Source organism: Klebsiella sp. CN_Kp106, assembly GCF_040064575.1.
In the GTDB taxonomy this organism is placed as follows: domain Bacteria; phylum Pseudomonadota; class Gammaproteobacteria; order Enterobacterales; family Enterobacteriaceae; genus Klebsiella; species Klebsiella michiganensis.
Genome location: NZ_JBEAIG010000003.1, coordinates 1 through 25,966, shown reverse-complemented (window position 1 = coordinate 25,966; position 25,966 = coordinate 1). Strand labels below are relative to the sequence as shown.

The window sequence follows — 25,966 nt, the reverse complement described above, 5'->3', positions numbered from 1 at the left end:
GCCATAATGAGTTTGTTGACCCCGATGATGCGCACCAGTCCGCTGACCGCCTGGTTCAGCGATGCGCAGCGGGTACAGGGGATGCTGGATTTTGAAGCCGCGCTGGCTCGCGCTCAGGTCGAATGCGGCCTCGTGCCGCAGGCGGCGCTTAATCCCATTATTGAGAGTTGCCGGCACGAAAACATCGACTTCTCCGCGCTGGGGCAGGCCGCCGCCAGCGCCGGGAATCTGGCGATCCCGCTGGTCAAACAGCTGACCGCGCGGGTTAAACAACGGGATGACGCGGCGGCGCGCTACGTACACTGGGGGGCGACCAGCCAGGATGCTATCGACACCGGCTTTATCCTGCAACTGCGCGGCGCGCTGGCGGAAACGGACTCCCTGCTGCAGCAACTGCTCGACGCGTTAGCCCATCAGGCGGCGCGCTATCAGGATACGGTGATGGCCGGGCGTACCTGGATGCAGCATGCGCTGCCGGTCACCTTCGGTCTGAAACTGGCCGGGACGCTGGATGCGCTGCTGCGCTGGCAGGTGCGTCTGCGAGAGATGAGCTCAAGGGTGCTGGCGCTGCAGTTTGGCGGCGCGGCGGGCACCCTCGATTCCCTTAAAACGCAGGCGCCGCGGATCGCCGGCGCGCTGGCGAAAACCCTCGACCTGCAGCTTCCGGACGCGCCGTGGCACAGCCAGCGCGACCGGCTGCTGGAGGTGGGGGCATGGTACGCGGGCGTCTGCGGCACGCTGGGTAAATTCGCCAATGATTTTTCTCTGCTGATGCAAACCGAGGTTGCAGAGGTGGGTGAACCGGTCGCCGAAGGACGCGGCGGATCGTCTACCATGCCGCACAAACGCAATCCCATCTCCTGCGCCGCTATTTTGACCGCCGCCCAGCGTACGCCCGGACTGGTGGCAACGCTCTATGCCGGGCAGATCCAGCAGCACGAGCGGGCGCTGGGCGGCTGGCAGGCGGAGTGGGAAACGCTGCCGGAGCTGATAACCCTCGCCGGCGGCGCGCTGGCGCAGAGCGAAACGCTGGTCCGCGACATGCAGGTCTTCCCGCATAAGATGCGCGCCGACCTCGATATCACCCATGGCCTGATTATGGCCGAGGCCGTCACTCTGGCGCTGGCGGAGTTTGTCGGCAAAGCCGAGGCTCATCACCGGGTTGAGGCGCTGTGTCGCCAGGCGCTGGATGCGTCACGTTCGCTGTTAAGCGTGCTGGAAACAGATCCGCTGGTCAGTGAGCATCTCTCCGCCAGCCGCTTAACCCAACTGCTGGACCCGACAACGGCGACCGGCAGCTCAGCACTCTTCGTGCGCCAGGTTGTGGCGCGCTATAAGGAGCAACGTTATGAATGTTGATTATCAGATAGACGGGCCGCAAGACGCGCCGGTCATCGTTCTCTCTAACTCGCTGGGCACCACCCGGGCGATGTGGCAGCCGCAGCTTGAGTCGTTAACGCAGCATTTTCGCGTGCTGCGCTACGATACCCACGGCCATGGCGCCACCCGTAAAAACGGTAAAGTGACGCTGGCGCAGCTCGGCGAAGATGTGATTGCGCTGCTCGATCATCTTAATATCGCTAAAGCCTGGTTCTGCGGGATTTCAATGGGCGGCCTGACCGGCCTGTGGCTGGGGCGCTTTGCCCCTGAACGTTTTCAGGGGCTGGTCGTTGCCAACACCGCTGCGCGTATTGGCGACCAGGCCGGCTGGCTGTCGCGTGCCCGCACGGTGCGTCAGGAAGGGATGGCAGTGGTCGCCGCAGGCGCCGCGGACCGCTGGTTTACCCACGCATTTCGCCAGAAGACGCCGGAAGTGGTGGAAGCATTGTGTCACCAACTGACCCATATCGATGCTGAAGGCTATGCGGCCTGCTGCGAAGCGCTGGCCGCCGCCGATCTGCGTGGAGAGGTCGCGCAGATCGCGATTCCGGTGCTGATCGTCGCCGGAGAAAGTGACCCTGTCACAACGGTGGCGGACGCCAACTTCCTGCATCAGCAGATCCCGGTCTCTGAAGTCGTCGTGCTGGCGGCTTCGCATTTATCGAATATCGAAGCGCCGGGGGCGTTCAGCTCGGCGCTGCTGGGTTTTGTTCAGGGGGAAAAGCATGGACGATAAACAGCGGTATCAGCGGGGAATGGAGGTCCGGCGGAAGGTGCTCGGCGATGCTCACGTCGATAAGACGCTGCAAAAGCTGACGCCGCTGAATGAAGAGTTCCAGGATTTTATTACCCGCTACGCCTGGGGAGAGACATGGACCCGGCCGGGGCTCGATCATCATACCCGCAGCATGATCACTATTGCCATGCTGATTGCGCTGAACCGCGAAGCAGAGCTGAAAATGCATCTGCGCGCGGCGTTTAATAACGGCGTCACCCGCGATGAGCTGAAAGAGCTGATTATGCACTCCGCGCTCTACTGCGGCCTGCCCGCCGCCAACGCCACGATGCATCTGGCGCAGCAGGTATTTGACGAGCTGGATGCCGTTTAGCCGCCACCCGGCAGGTTTGTCGCACATCTCAGGCCGTCATGCGACGGCCTTCGACGGTTACCCGCCGCCAGGGGCGGGTAATATCATCCTCTTTGCTGCGAACAGCCTGCGCACTGCTTATTCTGGATCTGCTGGAAGAAGTCATTGCCTTTGTCATCCACCAGAATAAACGCCGGGAAGTTTTCCACTTCGATTTTCCAGATGGCTTCCATCCCCAGTTCAGGATAGGCCACGCACTCCAGGCTCTTGATGCTCTGCTGCGCCAGCACCGCCGCCGGGCCGCCGATGCTGCCGAGGTAAAAACCGCCGTGCTTGTGACAGGCATCGGTGACCTGCTGGCTGCGGTTGCCTTTGGCCAGCATCACCATGCTTGCGCCGTGGGATTGCAGCAGGTCGACGTAAGAGTCCATTCGGCCTGCGGTGGTGGGGCCAAGGGAGCCGGACGCATAGCCTTCCGGGGTTTTCGCCGGGCCGGCGTAGTAGATCGGGTGATCTTTGACGTACTGCGGCAGTTCCTCACCGTTATCGATAAGCTCTTTCAGCTTCGCGTGGGCGATATCGCGGGCCACAATAATGGTGCCGTTGAGCGTCAGACGCGTCGAGACCGGATGGGCGGAAAGCTGGGCCAGAATCTCGCTCATCGGCTGATTAAGATCGATGCTGACGACCTTGCCTTCGCCCTGCTGGCGCAGATGTTCGGGAATATACTGACCCGGGTTGCTCTCCAGTTTCTCAATCCAGATACCGTGGCGGTTGATTTTGGCTTTGATATTGCGATCAGCCGAACAGGAGACGCCCATGCCCACCGGGCAGGAGGCGCCGTGGCGCGGCAGGCGGATGACGCGGATATCGTGGGCGAAGTATTTGCCGCCGAACTGCGCGCCGAGACCGAGGTTTTGCGCCTCCACCAGCAGTTCCTGCTCCAGCTGAATATCGCGGAAGGCCTGGCCGTGTTCGTTGCCTTCGGTCGGCAGTTCGTCGTAATAGTGGGTAGAGGCCAGCTTCACCGTTTTTAGCGTCGCTTCTGCCGAGGTACCGCCAATCACAAAGGCGATATGGTACGGCGGGCAGGCGGCGGTACCGAGCGTGCGCATCTTCTCAACGAGATAGTTTTTCAGCTTCGCCGGAGTGATTAACGCTTTGGTTTCCTGATACAGATAGGTTTTGTTGGCCGAGCCGCCCCCTTTGGCCATACAGAGGAATTTATATTCATCGCCGTCGACGCTGTAGAGGTCGATTTGCGCAGGCAGGTTAGTCCCGGTGTTGACCTCTTTGTACATATCCAGCGCGGCGTTCTGCGAATAGCGCAGGTTATCCTCGGTATAGGTGTTATAGACGCCGCGGGCGAGGGCCGCTTCATCACCGCCGCCGGTCCACACGCGCTGGCCTTTCTTACCCATAATAATCGCCGTGCCGGTATCCTGGCAGGTGGGCAGCACGCCTTTGGCCGCGATTTCAGAGTTGCGCAGGAACTGCAGCGCCACGTACTTATCGTTATCGCTGGCTTCAGGGTCGAGAAGGATCTGCGCGACCTGTTTTTGGTGGGAAACGCGCAGCATAAACGCCGCATCGTGAAAGGCCTGTTGTGCCAGAAGGGTGAGGGCCTGAGGGTCTACTTTGAGGATCTCCTGGCCTTCAAATTCGGCCACGGACACGTGCTCTTTGCTCAGCAGATAGTATTCAGTCTGATCTTTTGCTAGCGGAAAGGCTTCCTGATAGACAAATGGTTTAGTCGACATTGCTTTGCTCCCTAAGAGTAAAACCGCCGGGTTCGGCCCGACGGTTATGAATCAGAACATCATGGACATCCACGGATAGCCAATCAGCAGCAGGGCGGCCAGGAAGATGGCGCCGAAAATGGTGCCGAGACGCCAGTAGTCTTTGGTCGGCAGATAGCCGCTGCCGTAGTAGATTGGGCTGGGGCCGGTACCGTAGGGGGTGATAATCCCCATCACGCCGAGCGAGGTCACCATCAGCAGTACGAACACCTGCATATTCATCCCCGGAATGGTGGAGGCGATAGTCAGCATGGCCGGCAGCAGCGCGGTGGTGTGTGCGGTGGTGCTGGCGAACAAGTAGTGCAGCAGATAGAACGCCAGCAGCAGGACGACGGTCGCGACGCCCGGGGAGATGCCGCTCATCAGCGCGCCGCCTTCTTTACCCAGCCAGGCGATAAAACCGGTGGAGGAGAGGCCGTCGGCCAGCGCCACCAGGGTCGCGAACCAGGCAAAGGTATTCCACGCCGCTTTGTTGCTGGTGATATCGTTCCACGAAAGTACGCCGGTCCACAGCATCAGCACGATAACCAGCAGGGCGGCCAGCGCCGGTTCAATCCATTCGGCGGCGAAGATCCACATCATCAGCGCAAAGCAGACGAAGACCAGCAGCAGAATTTCATTGCGCGACAGGCGGCCAAGTTTTTCCAGCTCGCGGGCGGCCCACAGCGGCACTTCATCGTTGACTTTCACTTCCGGCGGGTAGAACCAGTAGGCCAGCAGCGGCATTGCCAGAATCAGCAGGATACCCAGCGGCAGGAAGGCGATAAACCAGGTGCCCCAGGAGATATTAATGCCGACGATGCTTTTCACCAGCGCCAGCGCCAGCAGGTTCGGCGCCAGTGCGGAGAGAAACATCGAGCTGGTGATACAGGCGGCGGTAATGGCCACCCACATCAGGTAGGAGCCGATACGGCGCGCGCTCGGGTCGTTAGGCTTAGAGCCGTACAGCGGCGGCAGGTTAGCGATAATCGGGTAGATAGTCCCCCCGCTGCGCGCGGTGTTGGAGGGGGTAAACGGCGCCAGCAGCAGGTCGGCGAAGGTAATGGCGTAGCCCAGCGTCAGGCTGCGGCGGCCGAGATACTTCACCAGAATAAGCGCCAGACGGCGGCCAAACTGGGTCTTATCGTAGCCGGCGGCAAACATAAAGGCGCCGAAGATAAGCCAGACGGTGGAGTTACCGAAACCGCTCACCGCCCATTTAAAGGAGGCGCCGGCAAGCTTGAACCCTGGCGCGGCCAGCTGTTCAGGGCTGAACAGCAGCCACTGGCTGCACAGCGCAATCACCACCACGCCGGTAATACCGATGACCGCGCCGGGCAGCGGTTCGAAGATCAGACCGACGATCACGCCGACAAAAATGGCAAAGTAGTGCCAGGCGTAAGGGGGAAGGCCGTCGGGCACCGGGACGAATAAGAGTAAGACGGCAACGATAATGGGCATCGCCATCATCAGCAGACGTTTATAAGCAGCATTTGTTGCTGCACCGGCAGGCGGTATGGTTGTCTTTTTCTCTTTCATAATGAGTATCTGCAAGTAGTTAAAAATAGGGTTTGGTCATCGCTTAACCGTTCGATTTCTTTAGTTGCAAAACTTTCTTTAATTATTAATTGTCGATTTTGGTTATTGCGCTGACTGTTATTTAACGCGCTTCGTTGGGCGTTAAATTAAAATATTGGGTTATTTATATATTGCGCTTTCATGCGCCGTTGCAATTGATTTAGATCAAAAAAAGCGGGTTGTTAGCCACTTTTTTATTATTACGAATAACCCTGTTTAGTGAGGTGTTTATTTGTCTGAAATTTGGCTTAATGTTAAATCACGAATGATTTCATGAACCGATAATGTATTTATCTTATTGAATTTTATCATTTTATTTTGATATATTCCTGGCGATACATGTTAAAAATGGTTTCAGATTTGTTATTGGTTATATCCACTATGTGAACGAATTATATTTAATTAATAATACAAAGGAGGTATCGATGTTATTGTTGGTATTAAATAGTTTTTTAATTAACGTAATTATTTTGGTAACTAAAAAAAGCGCTATATTATTGGCATGACTTAAGGGATTACCAAATACAAACAAAAACAATTCCGTCACCCAATTCTCAATTTTCAATATTTAAAATCTGGAGCGTCATTATGACCAGTCATCCACGAATTTTGCGTCCTTTTACTTTACCGAACGGTACTGAGCTTAAAAACCGCCTGTTAATGGCGCCGATGACCACCTGCACCGGTTATTTTGACGGTACCGTGACCAGCGAACTGGTTGAGTACTACCGCGCTCGCGCAGGCAGTATCGGCACCATTATCGTTGAATGCTGCTTTATTGATGACTACGGTCTGGCGTTCCCCGGCGCCATCGGTATCGATAATGATGAAAAAGTGGCTGGCCTGGCGAAAATTGCCGCCGCCATCAAGGCGGAAGGGTCAAAAGCGATTCTGCAGATCTACCACGGCGGCCGGATGGTCGACCCGCAGCTTATCGGCGGACGCCAGCCGGTGGCCCCGAGCGCGATTGCCGCGCCGCGCGATGGCGCAGCAACCCCCCGCGCGCTGAGCGGCGCTGAAGTCGAGGGCATGATCGCGAAGTTTGGCGAAGGCGTACGCCGCGCCATTCAGGCCGGTTTCGACGGCGTCGAGATTCACGGCGCGAACACCTATCTGATCCAGCAGTTTTATTCGCCAAACTCTAACCAGCGCGACGATGAATGGGGCGGCAGCCGCGATAATCGCGCGAAATTCCCGCTGGCGGTACTGGACATCACCCACAAAATGGCCCGCCAGTACGCCGACGATGCCTTTATTATCGGCTACCGGTTCTCCCCGGAAGAGATGGAAGTCCCCGGTATCCGTTTTGCTGACACCATGTATCTGCTGGAAAAGCTGGCCGCCCGCGGCGTCGACTATCTCCACTTCTCGGTTGGCGCCACGCTGCGACCCTCGATTGTCGATACCACCGATCCCACGCCGCTGATTGAAAAATATTGCGCCATGCGCTCTGAAACCCTGGCTCAGGTGCCGGTGATGGGCGTGGGCGGGGTAGTGAACGCGGCCGATGCCGAGCAGGGTCTGGATCACGGCTACGACCTGATGGCGGTGGGCCGCGCCTGTATCGCGTATCCTGACTGGACGGCGCGCATTGCCGCCGGCGAAGAGCTGGAGCTGTTTATTGACAGCACCCAGCGCGAAGCGCTGAACATCCCGGAACCGCTGTGGCGCTTCTCGCTGGTGGAAGCGATGATCCGCGATATGAGCATGGGCGACGCCAAATTCAAACCGGGGATGTTCGTCGAAACCGTTCAGGACGACGCTAACGAGCTGGTGATCAACGTCAGCCTGGAAAACGACCGCATTGCCGATATCGCACTGGCGGCAAGCCCGGTACAGACCGTCGAGTTCACCACCAGCTTTGAAGAGATCCGCGAGCGGATCCTCAGCGCCAACACCCCGCACGTGGATGCGATTTCCGGCGCAACCAGCCAGAGCGAAGCGGTGAAAAAGGCGGTTTCCAAAGCGATGTTGAAGTCCAGTAAAGCGCTGGCCGCCGAAGAGGGCGCGGGCGATGCGGCGCCGAAAAGCTACGATGTGGTGGTGGTCGGCAGCGGCGGAGCCGGTCTGGCGGCCGCGATTCAGGCGCACGATGAAGGCGCGAGCGTTCTGATCGTTGAAAAAATGCCGACCATCGGCGGTAACACGATTAAAGCTTCTGCCGGGATGAACGCCGCAGAGACCCGCTTCCAGCGCGTGAAAGGTATTGAAGATAGCAAAGAGCTGTTTTACCAGGAAACGCTGAAAGGCGGTAAGAACAAAAACGACCCGCAGCTGCTGCGCCGCTTCGTGGAGAATGCGCCGGAAGCCATTGAGTGGCTGGCGCGTCGCGGAATTATGCTTAACGATATCACCACTACCGGCGGGATGAGCATCGACCGCACCCACCGTCCGCGCGACGGGTCGGCGGTCGGCGGCTACCTGATCAGCGGCCTGGTGCGTAACATCACCAAACGCGGTATCGATGTCCTGCTGGATACGTCGGTGGAAGAGATCCTGATGACCGACGATGAGGTGAGCGGCGTGCGCCTGCTCACCGATGAAAACGAATCCGTTGTGGTACAGACGAAGAGCATCGTGGTGGCTACCGGCGGCTTCAGCGCCAACAGCGCGATGGTGGTGAAATACCGCCCGGATCTGGCGGGCTTTGTGACCACCAACCATAAAGGGGCGACCGGCGGCGGTATCGCGCTGCTTGAACGCATCGGCGCGGGCACCGTGGATATGGGTGAAATTCAGATTCACCCGACCGTCGAGCAGCAAACCTCGTACCTGATTTCCGAGTCGATTCGCGGCGGCGGGGCGATACTGGTGAACCCGCAGGGCAACCGCTTCTTCAACGAAATGGAGACCCGCGATAAGGTTTCCGCCGCGATTATCGCGCTGCCTGAGCACTTCGCCTATATCGTCTTTGACGAGCACGTCCGGGCGAAAAACAAAGCCGCCGATGAGTACATCGCTAAAGGTTTCGTCACCAGCGCCAGCTCGCCGCGTCAGCTGGCGGAGAAACTGGGGATGGATTACCATGCTTTTCTCAATACGCTGGAACGCTACAACGGCTTTGTTGAAAAACAGCATGACGATGACTTTGGTCGTACCACCGCGCTGCGTGCGCCGATCAATGAAGGCCCTTACCATGCGATTCGTATCGCCCCGGGGGTTCACCACACGATGGGCGGCGTGACCATTAACACCGATACCGCGGTGCTGAATGCCGGTCATCAGGTGATTGCGGGCGCTTTTGCCGCGGGCGAAGTGGTTGGCGGCATTCACGGCGGTAACCGCATCGGCGGTAACGCGGTGGCCGATATCATTATCTTCGGGACCCTCGCGGGCCATCAGGCGGCGAAACGCGCCAGAGGTTAAACGTCAGCGACACCCGCCGGGCTGGCAAATAGACGGCCCGGCTTCTTATCTCTCTGAGGAGTGCGATATGTCCGACAACCGCGTCTACAGCTACTCCGCCGTACTGATGGGTTCGCCCATTCTCCTCAAGCTCTACGTTCACGATGAACCGCTCGCCTCCCGCGTCTTTCAGCTGATTAAAGGCTATGAAGATCTTTTCACCGTTAACCGCGCGCACTCCCAGGTGATGGATATCAACCATGCCGCCGGGCGGCATCCGGTGACGGTGAGCCGCCCGGTGTATGCGTTGATTAAATGCGCCAAAGCCGCCAGCATGGTGCGGGACAGCGCGTTTAACCTGGCGATCGGCCCGCTGGTGAAGCTGTGGCGCGTTGGTTTTCAGGGTCAGAGCGTGCCCGCCCCGCAGGATATTGCCGCTCGCCTGACGTTAACGCGTGCGCAGGATGTGATCCTCGATGACGCCGCCAGCAGCGTCTACCTTGCGCGGACGGGAATGGAGATCGATCTTGGTGCCATCGCGAAAGGCTATATCGCCGACCGGGTGCGCGACTATTTGCGGCAGCAGGGCGTGAACGCCGCGCTGATTAATCTCGGCGGCAATGTCCATACCCTGGGCGAATGGTCAATCGGGCTGAAAAAACCGTACTCAGCGGCGGATGCGCTGATTGGCAGCATTGCGGTGGCGGGGCAATCGGTGGTGACCTCGGGCATTTACGAACGCTACTTCGAGCAGGACGGCAAACGCTGGCACCATATTCTCGACCCGCGCAGCGGCTACCCGCTGGATAACGAGCTGGAGAGCGTAACGATTATTTCCGCCGACTCGCTGGACGGCGATATCTGGACCACCCTGATCTACGGTCTTGGCGTAGAGAAAGGCTGCGCGGCGCTGCGCCAGCGCGAGGATATCGAAGCGATTTTCGTCACTAAAAATCGCGACGTTATCCTCTCTTCACAGCGTCGTTTCCGCTTTCAGCTGCTGGATGACGGCTACCGGCTTACTGGCTGTACTGCTTAAGCAGGCCGTACTGTTCCGCTATCAGGTGGTAGCGGTACACCGGACGTCCCGTGGCGCCGTAGTGGATACTGGTGTACAAAATATTAATTTGCGCCAGCCAAATCAGGTATTTGCGGCACGAAACCCGGGATATATTTACCGCTGCCGCCAGCTCGTCGGTGGAGAACTCCACGTCCGGATGGGCATCAATCCACTGACAGAGGGTGCGCAGCGTCTGGGGCGTCAGGCCTTTCGGCAACTTGCGGGCGTCAGCGGCTTCCGGTATGCCGCCGTGCAGCAGCCGGTCGACATCCGCTTGTTCATAATAGGGTTGACCGGTCATCAGCTTACGCTTTTCGCGCCAGGCGGTGAGCGCCTCTTCAAACCGTGGAAACTGGAAGGGTTTGATCAGATAGTCCACCACGCCGTAGCGCATCGAGGCCTGAACCGTCGCGGCATCCGCGGCGGAAGTAATCATAATCACGTCGATGGCCCGTCCGGACGCGCGAATGGCGGGCAGCAGATCCAGACCGCTATCCTGCTGCATATAGACATCCAGCAGCACCAGGTCTATCTCCAGATCCTTGTCGTTAATCATCTCCCTGGCTTTACTCAACGTAGACGCCGTACCGCTGCAGCGGAAGCCGCTGACCCGTCCCACGTACAGGCGGTTCAGTTCGGCAACCATGGCATCATCGTCAACAATTAATACATTTATCACGCACTTTTCCTTTTACTGTCCCACGGGAGATGAACAAAAAATTGAGTAAATACGCCGGGTTCGGATTCCACGGCCAGCGATCCGCCCAGTTCGCGAAGCTGCTGGCTGGCGAGAAACAGCCCGACGCCGCGGTTTTCACCTTTGGTGGAGAAGCCTTTATTAAAAATATCATCGATAAATGCTTCCGGGATACCGGGACCATCATCGCTGACTTCGCCGCTTAACCAGCCGTTCTGGTAATGCAGCAGCAGGCCGACTTCGCCTTCGGCCTGGCCGCTCATGGCATCCAGCGCGTTCTCGATTAAATTACCCAGCACCGTAACCAGTACGGTGACCTGCTTTTCATTCGGGCAGTCCGGCACCAGGCTCTCTTCGGCGAGAGTGAGGGTAAAACCCCGCTCCTTAGCGCGCTGAATTTTACCGATCAAAAAGCCTGCCACTACCGGTGATTTAATCCGGTGCTGGATTTCGCCGATATCCGCCTGATAGGTGTGGGCGGTCTGCAGCACGTACTCTTCCAGCTTATCGTAGCTTTTCATATTCAACAGGCCGAGGATCACGTGCAGCTTATTCATAAATTCATGCGAGGTGGTACGCAGGGCGTCCACATAGTTCACCATCCCGTCAAGCCGCTGCAGCAGCTGGCTGACTTCGGTTTTGTCACGGAAGGTGCTGATGGCGCCGACCACGTCATCCTCGTCGCGGACGGGGACCGTGTTGCTGATCAGCAGCAGACCGTTACAGCCCAGCTCCCGATCGTAAATCGGCTCGCCGGTTTGCAGCACTTCCTGCAAATCCACCAGCAGCGGCGTTTGCGCGATATCGTTCCCGGGGCCGTTAAACAGAATGTCGCGCGCGGCGGGGTTAATCAGCGTCACCTTGCCGTCTGTATCCACCGCCACGACGCCCTCTTTTAATGAGTGCAGCATCGCCTGGCGCTGCTGGAACTGCGTTGAGATCTCCTGCGGCTCAAGGCCCAGCAGGACGCGCTTCAGGCCGCGAACCAGGCTCCATGTACCGACGGCGCACACGAGCGCGCTGAACAGCACGGTCAGAATCACATCCCAGCGGCTGGCGGCGATCTGCGTATCGACTTTGCTCAGCGAAATGCCAATCGCCACCACGCCGATTTGCCGGCGGCTATCGTCAAACACCGGGGTGAAGACGCGCAGCGCCGGAGCCAGCACGCCGTGGTTGACGGCAACGTTCTCTTTGCCCGCCAGCGTGGGCCGGATGTCATCGCCGATAAAAGGTTTGCCGATAATCTGGCTATTGGGATGCGAGTAGCGAATGCCGTCCATATTGGTGACGACGGCAAACAGCAGGCCATTGCGCCGGGTGACGGCCAGCGCCAGCGGCTGAATAATGCCGCTGTCCGGCGGCAGCGTCAGGCCGTGCTTGACTTCCGGGGTGTCGGCCAGCGTCCGCGCCACCGCCAGCGCCGTATCTTTCACGCCGTCGCGGGTGGCGCCGCTAATCTGCATAAACCACAGGGCATAGACCAGAATCAGTACTGAACCGATGACGCTGCCGATCATTAAGGTCACGGCGGTGCTCAGCTTCATGCTCATTGCGCGTTTACGCGCGGGCTGCTGTGCGAATTCATTCATACCGACCCCAGGAGAAAACGGATAGAGGCGTATTATCGCTGAATGCGCGGTTTACATAAAGCCGCGTAATAAAAGCAAAATCAGCCAGACGGCAATTCTGGCGGAGGCGATTTGCCGCCGACGGCCAGCAGATAGTCAATAAACGCCCGCAGCGGCGATGCCATCTGCTTACGGCTGGGGTAGTAAACGTAAAACCCGGGAAAAGCCGGGGTCCACTCTTTCAATAGCTGGACTAGCTGGCCTGTCTCAAGCCAGGGATCGACCTGATGGGCAAACTGATAGGCAATACCGGTGCCCTTGAGGGCTAACGGCGTCAGCATGGCCGGTTCATCGACGACGATCGGCCCTTTGACCGCAATCTCGTAGCGTTCGCCGTCGCGCTGAAACTCCCAACGATAAACGCTGCCGTCGCTGGGTCTGCGATAAGTCAGACAGGGGTGCTGCAGCAAATCCTGCGGCTTTCGCGGCTGCGGCGCTTGCGCCAGATAGTGCGGCGAGACGACGACTTTCATTTCAAGGTCGCCGCTCAGCCTGACGGCAACCATATCCTGATGGAGCTTTTCACCAAGACGAATTCCGGCGTCAAAACCGGAAGAAACGATATCGACTAAAGCATCGTCGGTAACAATATCCAGCTCAATGTTGGGATAGCGTTGCATAAATCCGCCCAGCAGCGGCGCCAGATAATGAATCGCGGCGATGCGCGACACATTGAGGCGCAGGCGGCCCGCGGGCGCGCTGGCCGTCCGGGCATCGGTAACCGCGTCTTCCAGCGCCGCCAGCGCAGGAGCCAGCCGCTGCATCATGCGCTTGCCGGCCTCGCTCGGCGCGACGCTGCGCGTTGTCCGGTGTAATAAACGTACGCCGATGCGCTCCTCGAGACGACGGATGGTTGCGCTTAAGGTGGAGGTCGTGACGCCGAGATGCGCCGCCGCCCGGGTAAAACTGCCTTGCTCAACGACCATCGCGAAGGCTCTTAATTCCGCAAAATCACTTCCCCGCATTATGGCTATTACCCCAAACAGTCTTATTGATAATACTGGTATTATCAAACAGTTCTCCGCTGGTTACCATCCTGATAAATGTGATTACGCAGAGAGGGGCAATGACCATGGCGAGATTTAGCGCAAAAAGAGTTCTTATCACCGGTGCGACAAGCGGAATCGGGCTTGCCGGGGCAAAGCGCATCGATAGCGAAGGCGGTTGGGTGATCGCCACCGGGCGCGATCCCAGACGGCTGGCGTCTCTTCGCCGGCAGCTATCGGATCGGGCGCGGGTCATTGACAATGATGCCAGCGATCCGCTGACCGGCGAGGCGTTGGCCGAGGCGATCGATTCATCCGGCGGGCTTGATGGCCTCTGGCTCAACGCCGGATACGCAGCGGTTGGGGAGCTGTCGCAGGTGGATGCCGCGGCCTTTGATCGCATGATGGCGACCAACGTGCGCGGGCCGGTTCTCCAGATGGCGGCGCTCGCCGGAAAGCTTAATGCGGGAGCCTCGGTGGTGGTGACGGCGTCCACTTCCGCTTATGAAGGGGCCGCGGCGGCAAGCCTCTATTCGGCGACCAAAGGCGCGCTGATTTCGTTAACCCGCTGCTGGGCCTCGGCGTTAGGGGAACGAAATATCCGCGTTAACGCGCTGGTTCCCGGCCCGATTGACACCCCATTTCGCCATTTTATGCGCGACGAGGTGCGCCGCGAATTTGAAGCCTCGGTGGTGAGCCGCCTGGCGCTTCACCGCCAGGGGACGGCGGCTGAAGCGGCTGATGTGGCGCTGTTTCTGCTTTCCGACGCGGCGTCCTTCGTGAGCGGTAGCCAGTATGTCGTGGATGGCGGGCTGACGTTGCGCTAATAGCGCATTGGCCTCGCCTCGCAACCTCGGCGCGCCGAACGCGCCGCTGGTTGGATAACGACCAATCGGCAGCTGAATGGCTTCATGGGGATGAAAACTGTGACTCCGGTGGCGGTAAAGCGCGTCGCTTAAGCCTTACACTGCCATTAATAGCCATGGTCAATGAAAGGGTTTGCCTCAGGCCTGCGCTTTCGTCCCGGAAGGTTCTTTCGCGTTTAAATGGAGGTTTTTATGAGCAGTAAGCCAACCGCTTCAATGATGGAACGACGCCACCCTGAAACCACCCATATTGATAGTCTTGCCACCCTCGATATGCTGACGCTGCTGCATAAGGATGATAAGCGGATTGCCGATGCCGTTGAGGCCTGTTTGCCGGCGATCGCGCGCCTGATGGATAACGCGACGGCGACGCTCAGCCGGGGAGGGCGGCTGGTGATTGTGGGGGCCGGGGCATCGGGTCAAGCCGCCGCGCAGGCGGTGAATGAATTTACCCCGGAGGGAAAACATTCGCTTGTCGCCCTTATCGCCGGAGGAGCGACCGCCGCGCGGCAGGAGATGGAAACCGCCGCGAGTCATTACGATCTTGGGGCTTTCGAACTTGAGGCTCTGCGATTCAGCAACCAGGATATGCTGCTGGCGCTGACGGTTAGCGGCAAAACGCCGTGGGTCTGGGGCGCGATGCGCCACGCCTGGTCGCTGGGGGCGCCGATTGCGGTTGTGACGCAGCAGCCCACCAGTGAAGCCGCGCAGCTGGCGGATATCATTATCGCCCCGCAAACCGGGCCGGAAGCGGTGGCGGGTTTCGGGAATCCGAAAGCGCGCATTGCGCAGCGGCAGATCCTGACGATGCTGACCACCGGGCTGGCGATTCGCGAAGGACGGGTCTATGAAAACCTGCGCGTCGATCTGCAGGCCAATACGCCGCACGAGGCCGAGCGGCAGATAGCGATCGTGATGGCGGCGACGGGGTGCTCGCGCAGCGAGGCCAAAGCCGCGCTGGCCAGCTGCAATCAGCACTGCCGGACGGCAATACTCATGCTCCTCAGCGGGCTCGATGCCTGGCAGGCGCGCGAGCTGCTGGCAGAGCATAACGATCATCTGCGGATTGCGCTACGCGCGGCGCAGACGGTTGCCTGAACTTAACCCGACGGCGCGTATTTCCACAATACGCGCCGGATAACGCAAAATAATCTGGCCATCAACAGCACCGTTATTCCATACTCTTCATCCGCTTACCCGGGTTTAATTCCCCCTTTGAAAATGGCCATCGCAAGGCGTATTTATTGCTGCTGGCGAGGTATTTACTTTTTTAAGTTAAAAAACCAGGTTAACAATAATTAGCTATGTGTGCGGATGTGTAAATGATATTTTAAAATAAAGTAAAAGTGCGTTAATATGCACGCTCTTATTACACTTGTGCTATGTGATATTTCTATTATGCCTGCAATTAAAAATACGATTATATCTATGACCGCATTAGCGATGTTTGTCAGCTCGGCGACCTTCGCAAATGACGATACCTCGAAAAAAACCGATTTCCTGCTGATTGGCGGCGGTATTATGAGCGCGTCGCTGGGGACCTGGCTGCAGGAATTACAGCCGGACTGGAAACAGGTGATGGTTGAGAAGCTGGATGGCGTCGCGCTGGAGTCCTCTAACGGCTGGAACAACGCCGGTACCGGGCACTCCGCGAATATGGAGCTGAACTATACGCCGGAACGCCCGGACGGCACCATCGACGTCAGCAAAGCGCTGGATATTAACGAACAGTTTATGATCTCCCGCCAGTTCTGGACGGCGCAGGTCAAACGCGGCATTTTGCACGATCCGCACTCTTTTATTAACTCCACGCCGCACATGAGTTTCGTCTGGGGAGATAACGTTGATTATCTGCAAAAACGCTACGCCGCGCTGCAGCAAACGACCTTATTCCAGGGGATGAAATTCTCTACCGATCACGCGCAAATAAAACAGTGGGCGCCGCTGGTGATGGAAGGGCGCGATCCGCAGCAGCGCGTTGCGGCAACCTGGACTCCGGTGGGTACCGACGTTAACTATGGGGAAATAACCCGCCAGCTGATCGGTAGCCTGAAGAAAAATAATAACTTCACGCTGCAGACCTCTTCAGAAGTCACCGATTTTAAACGCAATGCCGATAATTCCTGGCACGTGACGATTAAAAACGTTAATAGCGGTGAAGAGCAGGCGATCGATGCGAAATACGTATTTATCGGCGCCGGCGGCGGCGCGCTGAAATTACTGCAAAAAACCGGTATTCCGGAAGCGGATAACTATGCGGGTTTCCCGGTAGGCGGCTCTTTCCTGATGACCGAAAACCCGGCGGTGACCAATGCGCACCAGCAAAAAGTTTACGGTCAGGCCTCTGTAGGCGCACCGCCGATGTCGGTCCCGCATCTTGATGCCCGTTTCCTCGACGGCAAGCGCGTGGTGCTGTTTGGGCCATTCGCCACCTTCTCGACGAAATTCCTGAAAAACGGTTCGTTCTTCGACCTGCTGAGCACCACCACCACCGATAACGTCCTGCCGATGACCCACGTAGGTCTGGACAACTTCGATCTGGTGAAATACCTCATCAGCCAGGTGATGCTGAGCGACGACGACCGTTTTGCGGCGCTGAAAGAGTATTATCCTGGCGCGCGTAAAGAGGACTGGAAGCTGATCCAGGCCGGTCAGCGCGTGCAGATCATCAAAAAAGATGCAGAGAAGGGCGGCGTACTGAAGCTGGGTACCGAAGTGGTGGTCGATCAGCAGAAAACCCTCTCCGCGCTGCTGGGCGCTTCGCCGGGGGCTTCTACCGCCGCGCCGATTACCCTGAACGTTCTTAAGCAGATGTTCCCTGAGCAGTTCCATTCAGCGGAATGGCAGCGCCGTATTCACGATATCGTCCCGAGCTACGGCCAGAAGCTGAACGGCAACGTCGCGCTGACCCAGCAGGTTTGGGATGATACCGCGGCGGCGCTGCAGCTGACCAAACCGCCGGTGATTGAGATGAACGCCACCGCGCCGGTGATGACCGCCAAACCGGCAGAGCCGAAGGCGGAAACGTCGCCGCAGCACGATATGGCGCTGTAAGCCCACGTCGTTGACATTGCCCGGTGGCGGCTGACGCCTCACCGGGCCTACTGGCCTCTCTTCGCTGCCCCGGCGAAAACGTGACATTGCTCTAATCTCTCCCCCCGCGCTGATATCCCCCTTCCGGCTAATCCTTCATTCGTTAATTGTGGTTATACTGTCTTGAAATCACGAAAGAAAATGCTAATGAAGACCGAAACGCGGAGCCCAGGGCAATGAAAGACGACATTAATCAGGACATCACCTTCCGCAAGCTGTCGGTATTTATGATGTTTATGGCGAAAGGGAACATCGCCAGAACCGCTGAGGCCATGCAGCTGAGCGGCGTCAGCGTCCACCGGGCGCTGCATACGCTGGAAGAGGGCGTCGGCTGCCCGCTGTTTATTCATAAAGGGCGCAACCTGCTGCCGCTCCCGGCGGCGTGGACGCTGCTGGAGTACTGTCAGGACGTCATGAGCCTGATGACCCGCGGCCTGGAAGCGACGCGTAAAGTAGCCGGCGTCGGGCAGGGCCGGCTGCGCATCGGCACGCTTTACTCCCTGACCCTTGAAACCGTGCCGCGCATTATTATGGGCATGAAGCTGCGTCGGCCGGAGCTGGAGCTGGATCTCACCATGGGCTCCAATCAGATGCTGCTGGATATGCTGGAAGATGACGCGCTTGATGCGATCCTGATCGCCACCAACGAAGGTGAATTCAATAATTCGGCTTTTGATGTGGTCCCGCTGTTTGAGGACGATATCTTCCTCGCCGCCCCGGCGACGGAACAGCTGGATACCACCGCTCCCGCCGAGCTGCGCGATTACGCCAGGCGCAAGTTTGTTTCGCTGGCGGAAGGGTTTGCCACCTATGCTGGATTTCAGGACGCCTTCCAGGTGGCCGGATTCGAGCCTGAAATCGTCACCCGGGTTAACGATATCTTTTCGATGATTAGCCTGGTGCAGGCGGGCGTAGGCTTTGCGCTGCTGCCGGGACGAATGAAAAAGGTGTATGAAAACGACGTACAGCTGCTGAAGCTGGCGGAGCCGTATCAGATGCGCCAGCTGATCTCCATTGTCTACTCACACCATCGCGAGCGCGACGCCGACCTGCTGGCGCTGGCGGCAGAAGGGCGGATGTACGCCCGCAGCCTCAGCCGTTAAGCCGGTTCGCCAGGTGACGGGCAACGTCGATACCGCTGCGCTCCAGCGCAATACACTCCCCCTGCCAGCCCGCCTGGCGGGTGAGACAGGTCAGCACGCCGCCGGGCGGCATCTCGACCGCCAGCCGCGCGTCCCGTTCGTCAGCGGCGATCATCGCTTCCTGCCAGCGCACGGTTCGCGCCATATTCCGCGCCAAATCGTCGGCAATGCTTAACGGGTCCCATAAAACGCGCGCCGTGGAGCCGCTCAGATAGGCGCAGCGCGGGCGCTGCAGCGTGACGTCAGTGAACGCTTTTGCCAGCTTAGCCGCCGGTTCATCCAGCAGCGCGCAGTGGGAAGGTACGCTGACCGCCAGCCGCTGTGCTTTACCGGCGCCAGCCGCCAGCGCCAGCCGGGCCACGCGGGCCATCTCGTCGTCGCGTCCGGCAATGACAATCTGCGTTTCCGCGTTCAGGTTGGCAATATAGAGGTCGCTGTCGGCAATCAGCTTTTCCACGCGGTCGAGCGTCAGGCCCATAATCGCCGTCAGCCCGTAGCCGTGAGGATAAGCCTGCTCCATTAAATCGCCGCGCAGCGCCACCAGCCGCAGGGCGTCGGTGAAATCCAGCGCGCCGGCCATCACCGCCGCCGGGAAAGCCCCTATCGACAGGCCGCTGACCATGTCCGGATTTACTCCCTGACGCTGCAGCTCCCGCGCCCAGGCTGTGCCTGCGATCAGCAGGCACAGCTGCACCGCACGGGTATGTTTTAACGCGGCGGCGGTATCTATATGGTCTACTTCATCGCCGAGCACGGTTCGCGCTTCAGCGAGGATATTCTGGCGGTCGGGAAGCGCGGCGAGCATATCCGGCCGCTGGTTTCCCTGACCGGGAAAGGTAAAGAGAATTTTCATGCTTCCTCCCTGTTCCACGGCGCAGCGGTCAGGCGCGCGCCGCGGGACGTTTTCAGCAGGACGCGGCCATCGCGCAGCCACTCATTTAGCGCGAAAGCCCCTGCGGGCGTTTCGACCTGGGTATCCGCCCGGCAGGGCAGCTGCGCGACGCGGGACTGCCAGGCGAGCAGCGCTTCGCGAGCGATCGGCTGCGGCGCGCGGATCAGCAGATCGAGATCGCTGGCGGCGTGAAGTACCGGAATCTCGGTGGCCAGCGCGTAGCCGGTGCTGCCGGTAATGCCCCAGCGCCACGGCCAGGAGTGTAAGGTCAGTGATATCGCCGCCTGTACCGGCGGCTGGGAGACAAACGGCGAGCGCAGGAGCTGTTGGCGATCGGCGAGGGTTTCCGGGCTGACGGTACGGACGATATTTTCCCTCTGTACCCAGCCTGCGGCCCGCTGATCGCGCTTCATCCCCCGTACGCCCACCGGAATGCGGGCGTTAGCATCAACGTCGCGTCGTACCACCACTGGCAGGCTAATACGCCAGTGCTGCGCGACCCAGGACTCCTCAATCGCCTCCAGCGCGGCGGCATTATTCAACCAGACTAAATCATGAGGACGCGGCGTTGATGACATCGTTAGATTCCTGACGTTAAGGTGATAAACAGCGGCAGCGACAGAATACACAGAACCGAGCTTAACAGCAGCACCGCTTCCGCATCCGGCGACTGCACGCCAAAGCGGTTGCCGAAGACCACGCCAAAGAAACCGGCCGCCAGCGCAATCATCAGAATGGCGGTAATGGCGATAGAGCCGTGCAGCCCCAGCAGCATCACCAGACCCCAGGCGATAAACGGCTGCACCAGCAGTTTGACGATAGTGGAAGTGGCAATCAGCGCATTGAGCTGCAGCTTACGCGCCGACAGAATCACCCCGGTCAGGAACAGCGCGGCGGCGGTCGCCGCCAGGCCCAGCGGTTTGATAGAGGCCAGCAGCAGATCCGGCATTTTGATACCGATGGCTGAAAGCACGACCCCCAGCAGCGGACCCCAGACAATCGGTTTTTTCACCGAACGCCACATCAGAACCGGCAGCATTGCCAGCGTCGAGCCGCTGTTCTCTCCGGCGGCGAGCGCTTTTTCACGTTCCAGAATCAGCAGGCAGAACGGCGTCATCAGTACCGATCCGCAGGCGATGGAAACGGCGACGGAGAGGGAGGTGGATGCGCCTTCGCCGAGCACGCTGCCCAGAATCGGCAGGCCAAGCGCGGCGTAGTTAGGCAGCGCGACGGTCAGGGTCAGCACGGCGGCATCCTGCGGCGAGCGCTTGAAGACGCGGGTCGCGAGGAAGTAGATGGCCGCATAGGTAATCCACATCGCCCCGGTCAGCACCAGCACCAGCGGCGATTGCGCGACAATACCGCTCCACGGCGTTTGTACCGTGGCGCTGAACAGCGTGGCGGGCAGGGCGAAGTCCATCACGAAGATGTTGAGTAAAGAGACGTTTTTGTTATCGACCATTTTGGCCTTGCCGGCCCAGAAGCCCAGCAGCATGATGACAAAAATCGGCGCGAGGGCATGAATAATCACATAAGTCATAAATCACCTGTAAATGAAAATAGAGTACTGGCGCGATTGTTATAATTTCTAAAAACGGTTTATTTCCGGGGCGCGCGATGGCGCCCCGGGCGGCCGCTTCCGGCAGGTTTTCTTCTACTTAGGGACTGACTACCAGCTGGCGCGCATGCGATCGCGCACCTGTTGGGAACTACGGCGGTTCTCCGCGCCAAGGCGGCACTTCAGCGAGACATCCCGGCGGGCGTCAGCGATGGCGTCGCGCAGGGTGTCGGTGACCAGCGTCAGATCGCGGGCGTCCGGCGCGTCAGGATTGCTGATATCCAGCAGGGCGGAGAGCAGGCCGAGCGTTGCGTAGTTGCTGACGTCATAGGCCATCGGCGGAATGGTTGCCGCCAGTTTCTCCAGCGCCTCAACGGTACGTAGCGTGATACGCGCGGCGGACGCTTTGCCCATCGCGTGCACCAGCACGCCGGCGTCGTTAAAGGCGATCAGACGATTGGCCTGGTAGCCATGGGCGAGAAACGCCCCGGACATCGCTTTGCCGACGATCAGACCAATCACCGGATGTCCGGCAAGCCGCGCCTTGGCGTAGGCGCCCGCGGCGCCCGCCAGCGCCTGATGAATACCGAACGCTTCTTCGCGACGGCCATAGGCCTGGCTGGGGACATCGATAACCGCGATAATCGGGCGCTTCACCGCGTTATTGGCATCGGCGTCGATGGTTTCGTTGACCACTTTGGCCAGCGTCCAGCCTTCGAGCAGGCCGACTTCACCCTGAGCGGCGCGTGGATAATGGTTATTAGCATCCGGCACCACGGCGATAAAACGGGCGGTTTCACCGTTAAAATCGGCGTCGGCAACCTGCACCGAGGGGCACAGACCGGTCATTAGCGGGGCGTTCGGCGCCAGCTGGTTTAGCCACAGCGCGGCGCGGTTTGTGAACTGGTTCATTATTTCTCCTCCCGGGCGAATAGCTGTTTGATCTGAGCGGTATCCGCCTGCTGGCGGGTATCGAAATGGGTCAAACGGGTCAGGAAATCTTCATATTTGTCGCTGCGATGCTGCGCGGGCACGCCTTTGGCAATGGCTTCGTTCATCGCGCTTTTCACCGCGTTGATGCCATCGCCCACCAGGGCATCCACCAGACCGCTGGCGTAGCGAATTTCGCCGCCGGTCATGCTCCAGATAAACGGACGGTCGCGGGAGTCGTACTCTTCAATCCCCGCTTCCTGTTCAATAACCTGCGGTCCGTTGAGGCCCAGACGCGCTTCACGGGTGACAATCAGGTAGCTGCACAGCGCCGCGGCGATGGACATCCCGCCGAAGCAGCCGACGGTACCGGCGACAATGCCGATTACCGGGGTGTAGCGGCGCAGGTCGACAATCGCGGCGTGAATATCGGCGATGGCGGCAAGGCCCAGATTGGCTTCCTGCAGGCGCACGCCGCCGGTTTCCAGGCACAGAACCGCCTGGGTAGGAATGCCGTTGCGGTTATCTTCCGCCGCCAGCTCAAGGGCGGCGGCCATTTTCGCGCCGGAGACTTCGCCCATGCTGCCGCCCTGGAAGGTACCTTCGATGGCAATGACTACCGCCAGCTGGCCGTTAATGGTGCCTTTTGCGACGACCATACCGTCGTCGGACTGCGGGACGATGCCCTGCGCGCCGAGCCACGGGGACATAATGCCGTCAAAGGGATCCAGCAGTTCGCGATAGCTGCCGTCATCCAGCAGGGTGCGGGCGCGTTCACGGGCGCGGAGTTCAATAAAGCTGCGATCGTTACGCATGAGCCACCTCCTCAAAAACCTGTTCAATACGGATCCGCGCGACGCCGGGCGTGGCGCCGAAATCGTGGATGATCAGCTGTCCGCCGGGCAGGCCGTTAATCAGGCTCAGTCGTTCGAACAGCGCGTTCCAGCGCGCCTGGCTGTTGTCCACGGAGGTGGTGATTTCGACGTTGAGCGTATCGCTCTGTCCGGCGGTATAGAGCACTTCCATATCGCCGGAGCCGACAACGCCTGCCAGCGCTTTGCCGCTGAGGGCGCGGTTGGCAGGGAATGACAATTTAATCTGTTCCATAACATCCTCTGAATGCGTTAAGCGGAAACCCGGTCGAGAAACAGGGTGGCGGCAAGAAGATCCGCCGCGCCACCCGGCGAGGCGTTCTGCGCCAGCATCTGCACGTCGAGACGCGCCAGCGCGGCGCGCCCCCTGGCTGTCGCACATCCTCCTGCCGCCAGCACCTCGCCTGCGCCTTGCCGCATCGCCTCAAGGCCCGCCATTCCGGCGCGGGAGAGCACGCAGGTATCGCTAAGCGAGGTCATAATCGCCATCAGCGCGTCAAGCCGGGCCTGATCCTCGCTGGCCCCCGCGGCCCGGCTGCGCAATAGCTGCGGCAGCGCCAGGGTGGTGATGTGCGGAAAAGCGCGCTGCGCTTCTTCCCGCGCGCCGGGAACCTGCCAGCGGCGGCTGGCGCGCAGACCTTTACTGAAGGTCTTTGGCGCGCAGGCGTCCGGCAGACGGGCCAGGGCGGCGGCGGTTTCCGTAATTCTCTGTGCCTGACCCTCCCCCCCGAGCATCGCCGTCGCGCTGACCAGCAGGCCCAGCGCCCAGATAGCGCCGCGATGGGTATTGACCCCGGCGGTCGCCTGCATCATCCGCGCTTCGCCTTCGCGGCCAAGCCGACCAACGGTTTCGCGCAGGGCAACGTCGGCCGGACGCCGCCAGCTCTGCTGAGCCAGCGCGTGAAACGTCGGCTGCAGGCTGTGGGCCGAACGCTCCATCAGGGCCAGGTTCAGGTCCTGATGCGCGCCGTTGCCGCGGCTATCCACCAGGCCCGGCTTGGGGCTGAGTCGCGCTTCGTCAACCAGGCAGGCGCTGGCGGTCTGGGCCAGCCAGCGGGCCCGGGTTTCAGCAACGTGGGGAGAGAGTTTTTTCATTACCAGCTCCGGAATTTTGCCGGTGGGTTGTACAGACCGTCGGACCACTCCACCAGATCGGCTACGCTGCCGGCGGCGAGCAGAGAGCGGGTGGCGTCGCTGCGGCGGATACCGATATCTTCCGGATAGACGACTTTGCCGCTTTGGCGCAGTGCGGCCACGCGTTTGGCGTCAACGCCGAGCCCGATATCGGTGATCCCGGCCACGGCCGCCACCATTGCCCGGCGCTCTTCCAGGCTTTCCGCCCGATAGAGATAGGCGATGCCTTCTTCGGTCAGCACGTGGGTGACGTCATCGCCGTAAATCATCACCGGTGCCAGCGGCATTCCGGAGGTTTTGGCGACCTCAACGGCGTCGAGTTTTTCCACGAAGGTCGGTTTCACGCCCGCCTGGAAGGTTTCCACCATCTGAACGACCAGCTTTTTACCGCGCTGCATCGGATCCGGTTCGGTGATCATGTTGAGCCATGCCGGCGTAGCGTGGCGGCGACCGTGCGGGTCGTGGCCCATATTCGGCGCGCCGCCGAAGCCGGAGAGGCGGCCGCGGGTCACCGTCGAGGAGTTGGCGTAGCCGTCAACCTGTAAGGTCGAGCCGATAAACATATCTACCGCATACTGTCCCGCCAGCTGGCAGAACGCGCGGTTGGAGCGCATGGAGCCGTCGGCACCGGTGAAGAAGATATCCGGACGCGCGCGAATGTACTCTTCCATTCCCAGCTCGCCGCCGAAGCAGTGCACGCTCTCGACCCAACCGCTTTCAATTGCCGGAATAAGGGTGGGGTGCGGGTTCAGCGTCCAGTGTTTACAGATTTTGCCCTTCAGGCCGAGCTGTTCGCCGTAGGTCGGCAGCAGCAGTTCGATGGCGGCGGTGTTAAAGCCGATCCCGTGGTTCAGGGATTGCACCTGATGCTCGGCGTAGATGCCTTTAATCGCCATCATCGCCATCAGGATATGTTCCTGCTTAATCAGACGCGGATCGCGGGTAAACAGCGGCTCGATAAAGAACGGTTTATCCGCGACGACCACGTAGTCAATCCACGAACCGGGGATATCCACGCGCGGCAGATCGCACTCGTCATCGACCAGTTCGTTAACCTGCGCAATAACGATGCCGTCATGGAACGCGGCGGCTTCCACCAGCGCCGGGGTATCTTCGGTGCTCGGCCCGGTGTACAGGTTGCCCTTGCGGTCGGCTTTGTAACCGGCGATCAGCGCGACGTTTGGCGACAGGTCGACGTACAGGCGAGAGTAAAGCTCGATGTAGGTGTGGATAGCGCCGATTTCCAGCAGGCCATCTTCCAGCAGCTGCGAAATACGCAGGCTTTGGGTACCGGAGAAGGAGAAATCAAGCTTGCGGGCGATACCTTTTTCGAAGAGGTCCAGGTGCTCGCTGCGCCCGACGCTCGGCATAATCATATGCAGGTCGTGAATTTTTTGTGGGTTAACTTCCGCCAGCATCCGCGAGAGGAAATCAGCCTGTTTCTGGTTGTTGCCTTCCAGCACCACCCGGTCGCCGGGGGCCAGCAGCTGCTCAAGAACGGCGACCAGCTGGTCGGTGGGGATCACTTTGCCCGAGACCTTCGCCTCGGTCAGTCGCCGCTGTTTTTCCGTACGGCGACGGTTCCAGACGCGTCCCGTCGTTTGTTCGGCACTCATTATTAACCTCCTGATTCGACGAATCGTTTTGATTGTCCTGGTGTGGAAGTAAGTGTGCGTCGCGAGGTGGCGGGCATCAATTAAGGCCGATGGCGAATCGTTAGCGTAAGAGTAATGATTGGCGGGGCAGAGATGTGATGACGATCAATAATGATTGCGAATGATTGGTCTACGAGCAGGGGACGTACCGGGTTGAGGCATTGGCGCGGCTTCCCGGCTCGCACTGCGTTTAGCCGGGCTACGGGTTAAGGGCGTCTGCGGGCCGGTAGATACTGTGAACGCCTGCAACCATTTTTAGTTGCCGATACTTTCTCCGGCTC

At 59.4% G+C, this 25,966-nt stretch carries 22 protein-coding genes; 9 read left to right on the top strand and 13 right to left on the bottom strand.

The genetic code is table 11. From position 1 onward, the window contains the following. Positions 1-6 precede the first annotated feature (6 nt). Genes ABLU96_RS03005 through pcaC form a run of 3 tightly spaced genes read left to right on the top strand, consistent with a single transcriptional unit; the run spans position 7 to position 2,489 of the window. Positions 7-1,359 (top strand): 3-carboxy-cis,cis-muconate cycloisomerase, encoded by a 1,353-nt coding sequence (locus ABLU96_RS03005; RefSeq protein WP_064405915.1) that lies wholly within the window; start codon positions 7-9, stop codon positions 1,357-1,359. Beyond that, entirely contained in the window at positions 1,349-2,116 is a 768-nt protein-coding gene (gene pcaD, locus ABLU96_RS03000) for a 3-oxoadipate enol-lactonase (RefSeq protein WP_048262166.1), read from the top strand. Before ABLU96_RS03005 ends, pcaD begins: the two co-directional genes overlap by 11 nt. Beyond that, positions 2,106-2,489 carry a 4-carboxymuconolactone decarboxylase gene (pcaC, locus tag ABLU96_RS02995; protein ID WP_064357309.1) on the top strand — a complete coding sequence of 128 codons (384 nt, stop codon included), beginning with the start codon at positions 2,106-2,108 and terminating at the stop codon, positions 2,487-2,489. Before pcaD ends, pcaC begins: the two co-directional genes overlap by 11 nt. A gap of 83 nt (positions 2,490-2,572) precedes the next feature. On the opposite strand, the gene fumA is transcribed toward pcaC, so the two are convergent. Together fumA and ABLU96_RS02985 are read right to left on the bottom strand one after the other, a co-directional pair. Next, entirely contained in the window at positions 2,573-4,228 is a 1,656-nt protein-coding gene (gene fumA / locus ABLU96_RS02990) for a class I fumarate hydratase FumA (protein ID WP_064374898.1), read from the bottom strand. A 51-nt stretch (positions 4,229-4,279) separates the two neighbouring features. Further along, positions 4,280-5,785 carry an anion permease gene (locus tag ABLU96_RS02985; RefSeq protein ID WP_004851326.1) on the bottom strand — a complete coding sequence of 502 codons (1,506 nt, stop codon included), beginning with the start codon at positions 5,783-5,785 and terminating at the stop codon, positions 4,280-4,282. 627 nt (positions 5,786-6,412) lie between these two features. Here ABLU96_RS02985 and ABLU96_RS02980 point away from each other — a divergent pair. Together ABLU96_RS02980 and ABLU96_RS02975 are read left to right on the top strand one after the other, a co-directional pair. Further along, positions 6,413-9,190 (top strand): flavocytochrome c, encoded by a 2,778-nt coding sequence (locus ABLU96_RS02980; protein WP_032694458.1) that lies wholly within the window; start codon positions 6,413-6,415, stop codon positions 9,188-9,190. A gap of 67 nt (positions 9,191-9,257) precedes the next feature. Next, positions 9,258-10,208: an FAD:protein FMN transferase gene (locus ABLU96_RS02975; RefSeq protein ID WP_014838638.1), complete on the top strand. Its 951-nt coding sequence runs from the start codon at positions 9,258-9,260 to the stop codon at positions 10,206-10,208. Here the strand turns inward: ABLU96_RS02975 and dcuR are convergent. The 3 genes from dcuR to ABLU96_RS02960 all read right to left on the bottom strand — a co-directional run bounded on the left by dcuR (position 10,189) and on the right by ABLU96_RS02960 (position 13,522). Beyond that, entirely contained in the window at positions 10,189-10,908 is a 720-nt protein-coding gene (gene dcuR, locus ABLU96_RS02970) for a two-component system response regulator DcuR (protein ID WP_348862324.1), read from the bottom strand. The two genes, ABLU96_RS02975 and dcuR, sit on opposite strands and share 20 nt — an antisense overlap. Next, positions 10,905-12,518 carry a sensor histidine kinase gene (locus ABLU96_RS02965; RefSeq protein WP_064405917.1) on the bottom strand — a complete coding sequence of 538 codons (1,614 nt, stop codon included), beginning with the start codon at positions 12,516-12,518 and terminating at the stop codon, positions 10,905-10,907. Before ABLU96_RS02965 ends, dcuR begins: the two co-directional genes overlap by 4 nt. An 80-nt stretch (positions 12,519-12,598) precedes the next feature. Continuing rightward, positions 12,599-13,522, bottom strand: coding sequence for a LysR family transcriptional regulator (locus ABLU96_RS02960; protein WP_064405919.1), 924 nt, complete (start codon positions 13,520-13,522; stop codon positions 12,599-12,601). A gap of 107 nt (positions 13,523-13,629) precedes the next feature. Between ABLU96_RS02960 and ABLU96_RS02955 the strand changes: the two genes are divergently transcribed. The 4 genes from ABLU96_RS02955 (at position 13,630) to ABLU96_RS02940 (ending at position 18,605) form a co-directional block, all read left to right on the top strand. Beyond that, entirely contained in the window at positions 13,630-14,370 is a 741-nt protein-coding gene (locus ABLU96_RS02955; RefSeq protein WP_025105797.1) for an SDR family oxidoreductase, read from the top strand. A gap of 231 nt (positions 14,371-14,601) precedes the next feature. Then, the gene (locus tag ABLU96_RS02950) at positions 14,602-15,507 is read left to right on the top strand and encodes an N-acetylmuramic acid 6-phosphate etherase (protein ID WP_048262150.1); all 906 of its coding nucleotides are present in this window, start codon (positions 14,602-14,604) and stop codon (positions 15,505-15,507) included. A gap of 300 nt (positions 15,508-15,807) precedes the next feature. After that, positions 15,808-17,463 (top strand): malate dehydrogenase (quinone), encoded by a 1,656-nt coding sequence (gene mqo, locus ABLU96_RS02945; RefSeq protein WP_025105795.1) that lies wholly within the window; start codon positions 15,808-15,810, stop codon positions 17,461-17,463. A 215-nt stretch (positions 17,464-17,678) separates the two neighbouring features. Next, the gene (locus tag ABLU96_RS02940) at positions 17,679-18,605 is read left to right on the top strand and encodes a LysR substrate-binding domain-containing protein (RefSeq protein ID WP_004135593.1); all 927 of its coding nucleotides are present in this window, start codon (positions 17,679-17,681) and stop codon (positions 18,603-18,605) included. Here the strand turns inward: ABLU96_RS02940 and mdcH are convergent. From mdcH to mdcA, 8 genes are all read right to left on the bottom strand, one after another. Beyond that, complete coding sequence (gene mdcH, locus ABLU96_RS02935) at positions 18,595-19,497, bottom strand: malonate decarboxylase subunit epsilon (RefSeq protein WP_064405921.1); 903 nt, start codon at positions 19,495-19,497, stop codon at positions 18,595-18,597. The genes ABLU96_RS02940 and mdcH overlap by 11 nt on opposite strands. Then, on the bottom strand, positions 19,494-20,114 hold the full coding sequence (locus tag ABLU96_RS02930; RefSeq protein ID WP_064357316.1) for a malonate decarboxylase holo-ACP synthase: 621 nt from the start codon (positions 20,112-20,114) through the stop codon (positions 19,494-19,496). The genes mdcH and ABLU96_RS02930 overlap by 4 nt, the downstream gene beginning before the upstream one ends. Before the next feature lie 2 nt (positions 20,115-20,116). Next, entirely contained in the window at positions 20,117-21,076 is a 960-nt protein-coding gene (locus tag ABLU96_RS02925; protein ID WP_004851304.1) for an AEC family transporter, read from the bottom strand. A gap of 129 nt (positions 21,077-21,205) precedes the next feature. Further along, positions 21,206-22,006, bottom strand: coding sequence for a biotin-independent malonate decarboxylase subunit gamma (gene mdcE / locus ABLU96_RS02920; RefSeq protein WP_064374902.1), 801 nt, complete (start codon positions 22,004-22,006; stop codon positions 21,206-21,208). Continuing rightward, a complete protein-coding gene (locus ABLU96_RS02915) occupies positions 22,006-22,839 on the bottom strand; it encodes a biotin-independent malonate decarboxylase subunit beta (RefSeq protein WP_064405925.1) in 834 nt (277 codons plus the stop codon). Before ABLU96_RS02915 ends, mdcE begins: the two co-directional genes overlap by 1 nt. Continuing rightward, positions 22,832-23,131 carry a malonate decarboxylase acyl carrier protein gene (mdcC, locus tag ABLU96_RS02910; protein ID WP_004102520.1) on the bottom strand — a complete coding sequence of 100 codons (300 nt, stop codon included), beginning with the start codon at positions 23,129-23,131 and terminating at the stop codon, positions 22,832-22,834. The genes ABLU96_RS02915 and mdcC overlap by 8 nt, the downstream gene beginning before the upstream one ends. 17 nt (positions 23,132-23,148) lie before the next feature. Next, a complete protein-coding gene (locus ABLU96_RS02905) occupies positions 23,149-23,991 on the bottom strand; it encodes a triphosphoribosyl-dephospho-CoA synthase (protein ID WP_014838630.1) in 843 nt (280 codons plus the stop codon). Next, positions 23,991-25,646 carry a malonate decarboxylase subunit alpha gene (mdcA, locus tag ABLU96_RS02900; RefSeq protein WP_004851289.1) on the bottom strand — a complete coding sequence of 552 codons (1,656 nt, stop codon included), beginning with the start codon at positions 25,644-25,646 and terminating at the stop codon, positions 23,991-23,993. Before mdcA ends, ABLU96_RS02905 begins: the two co-directional genes overlap by 1 nt. Positions 25,647-25,966: the final 320 nt, after the last annotated feature.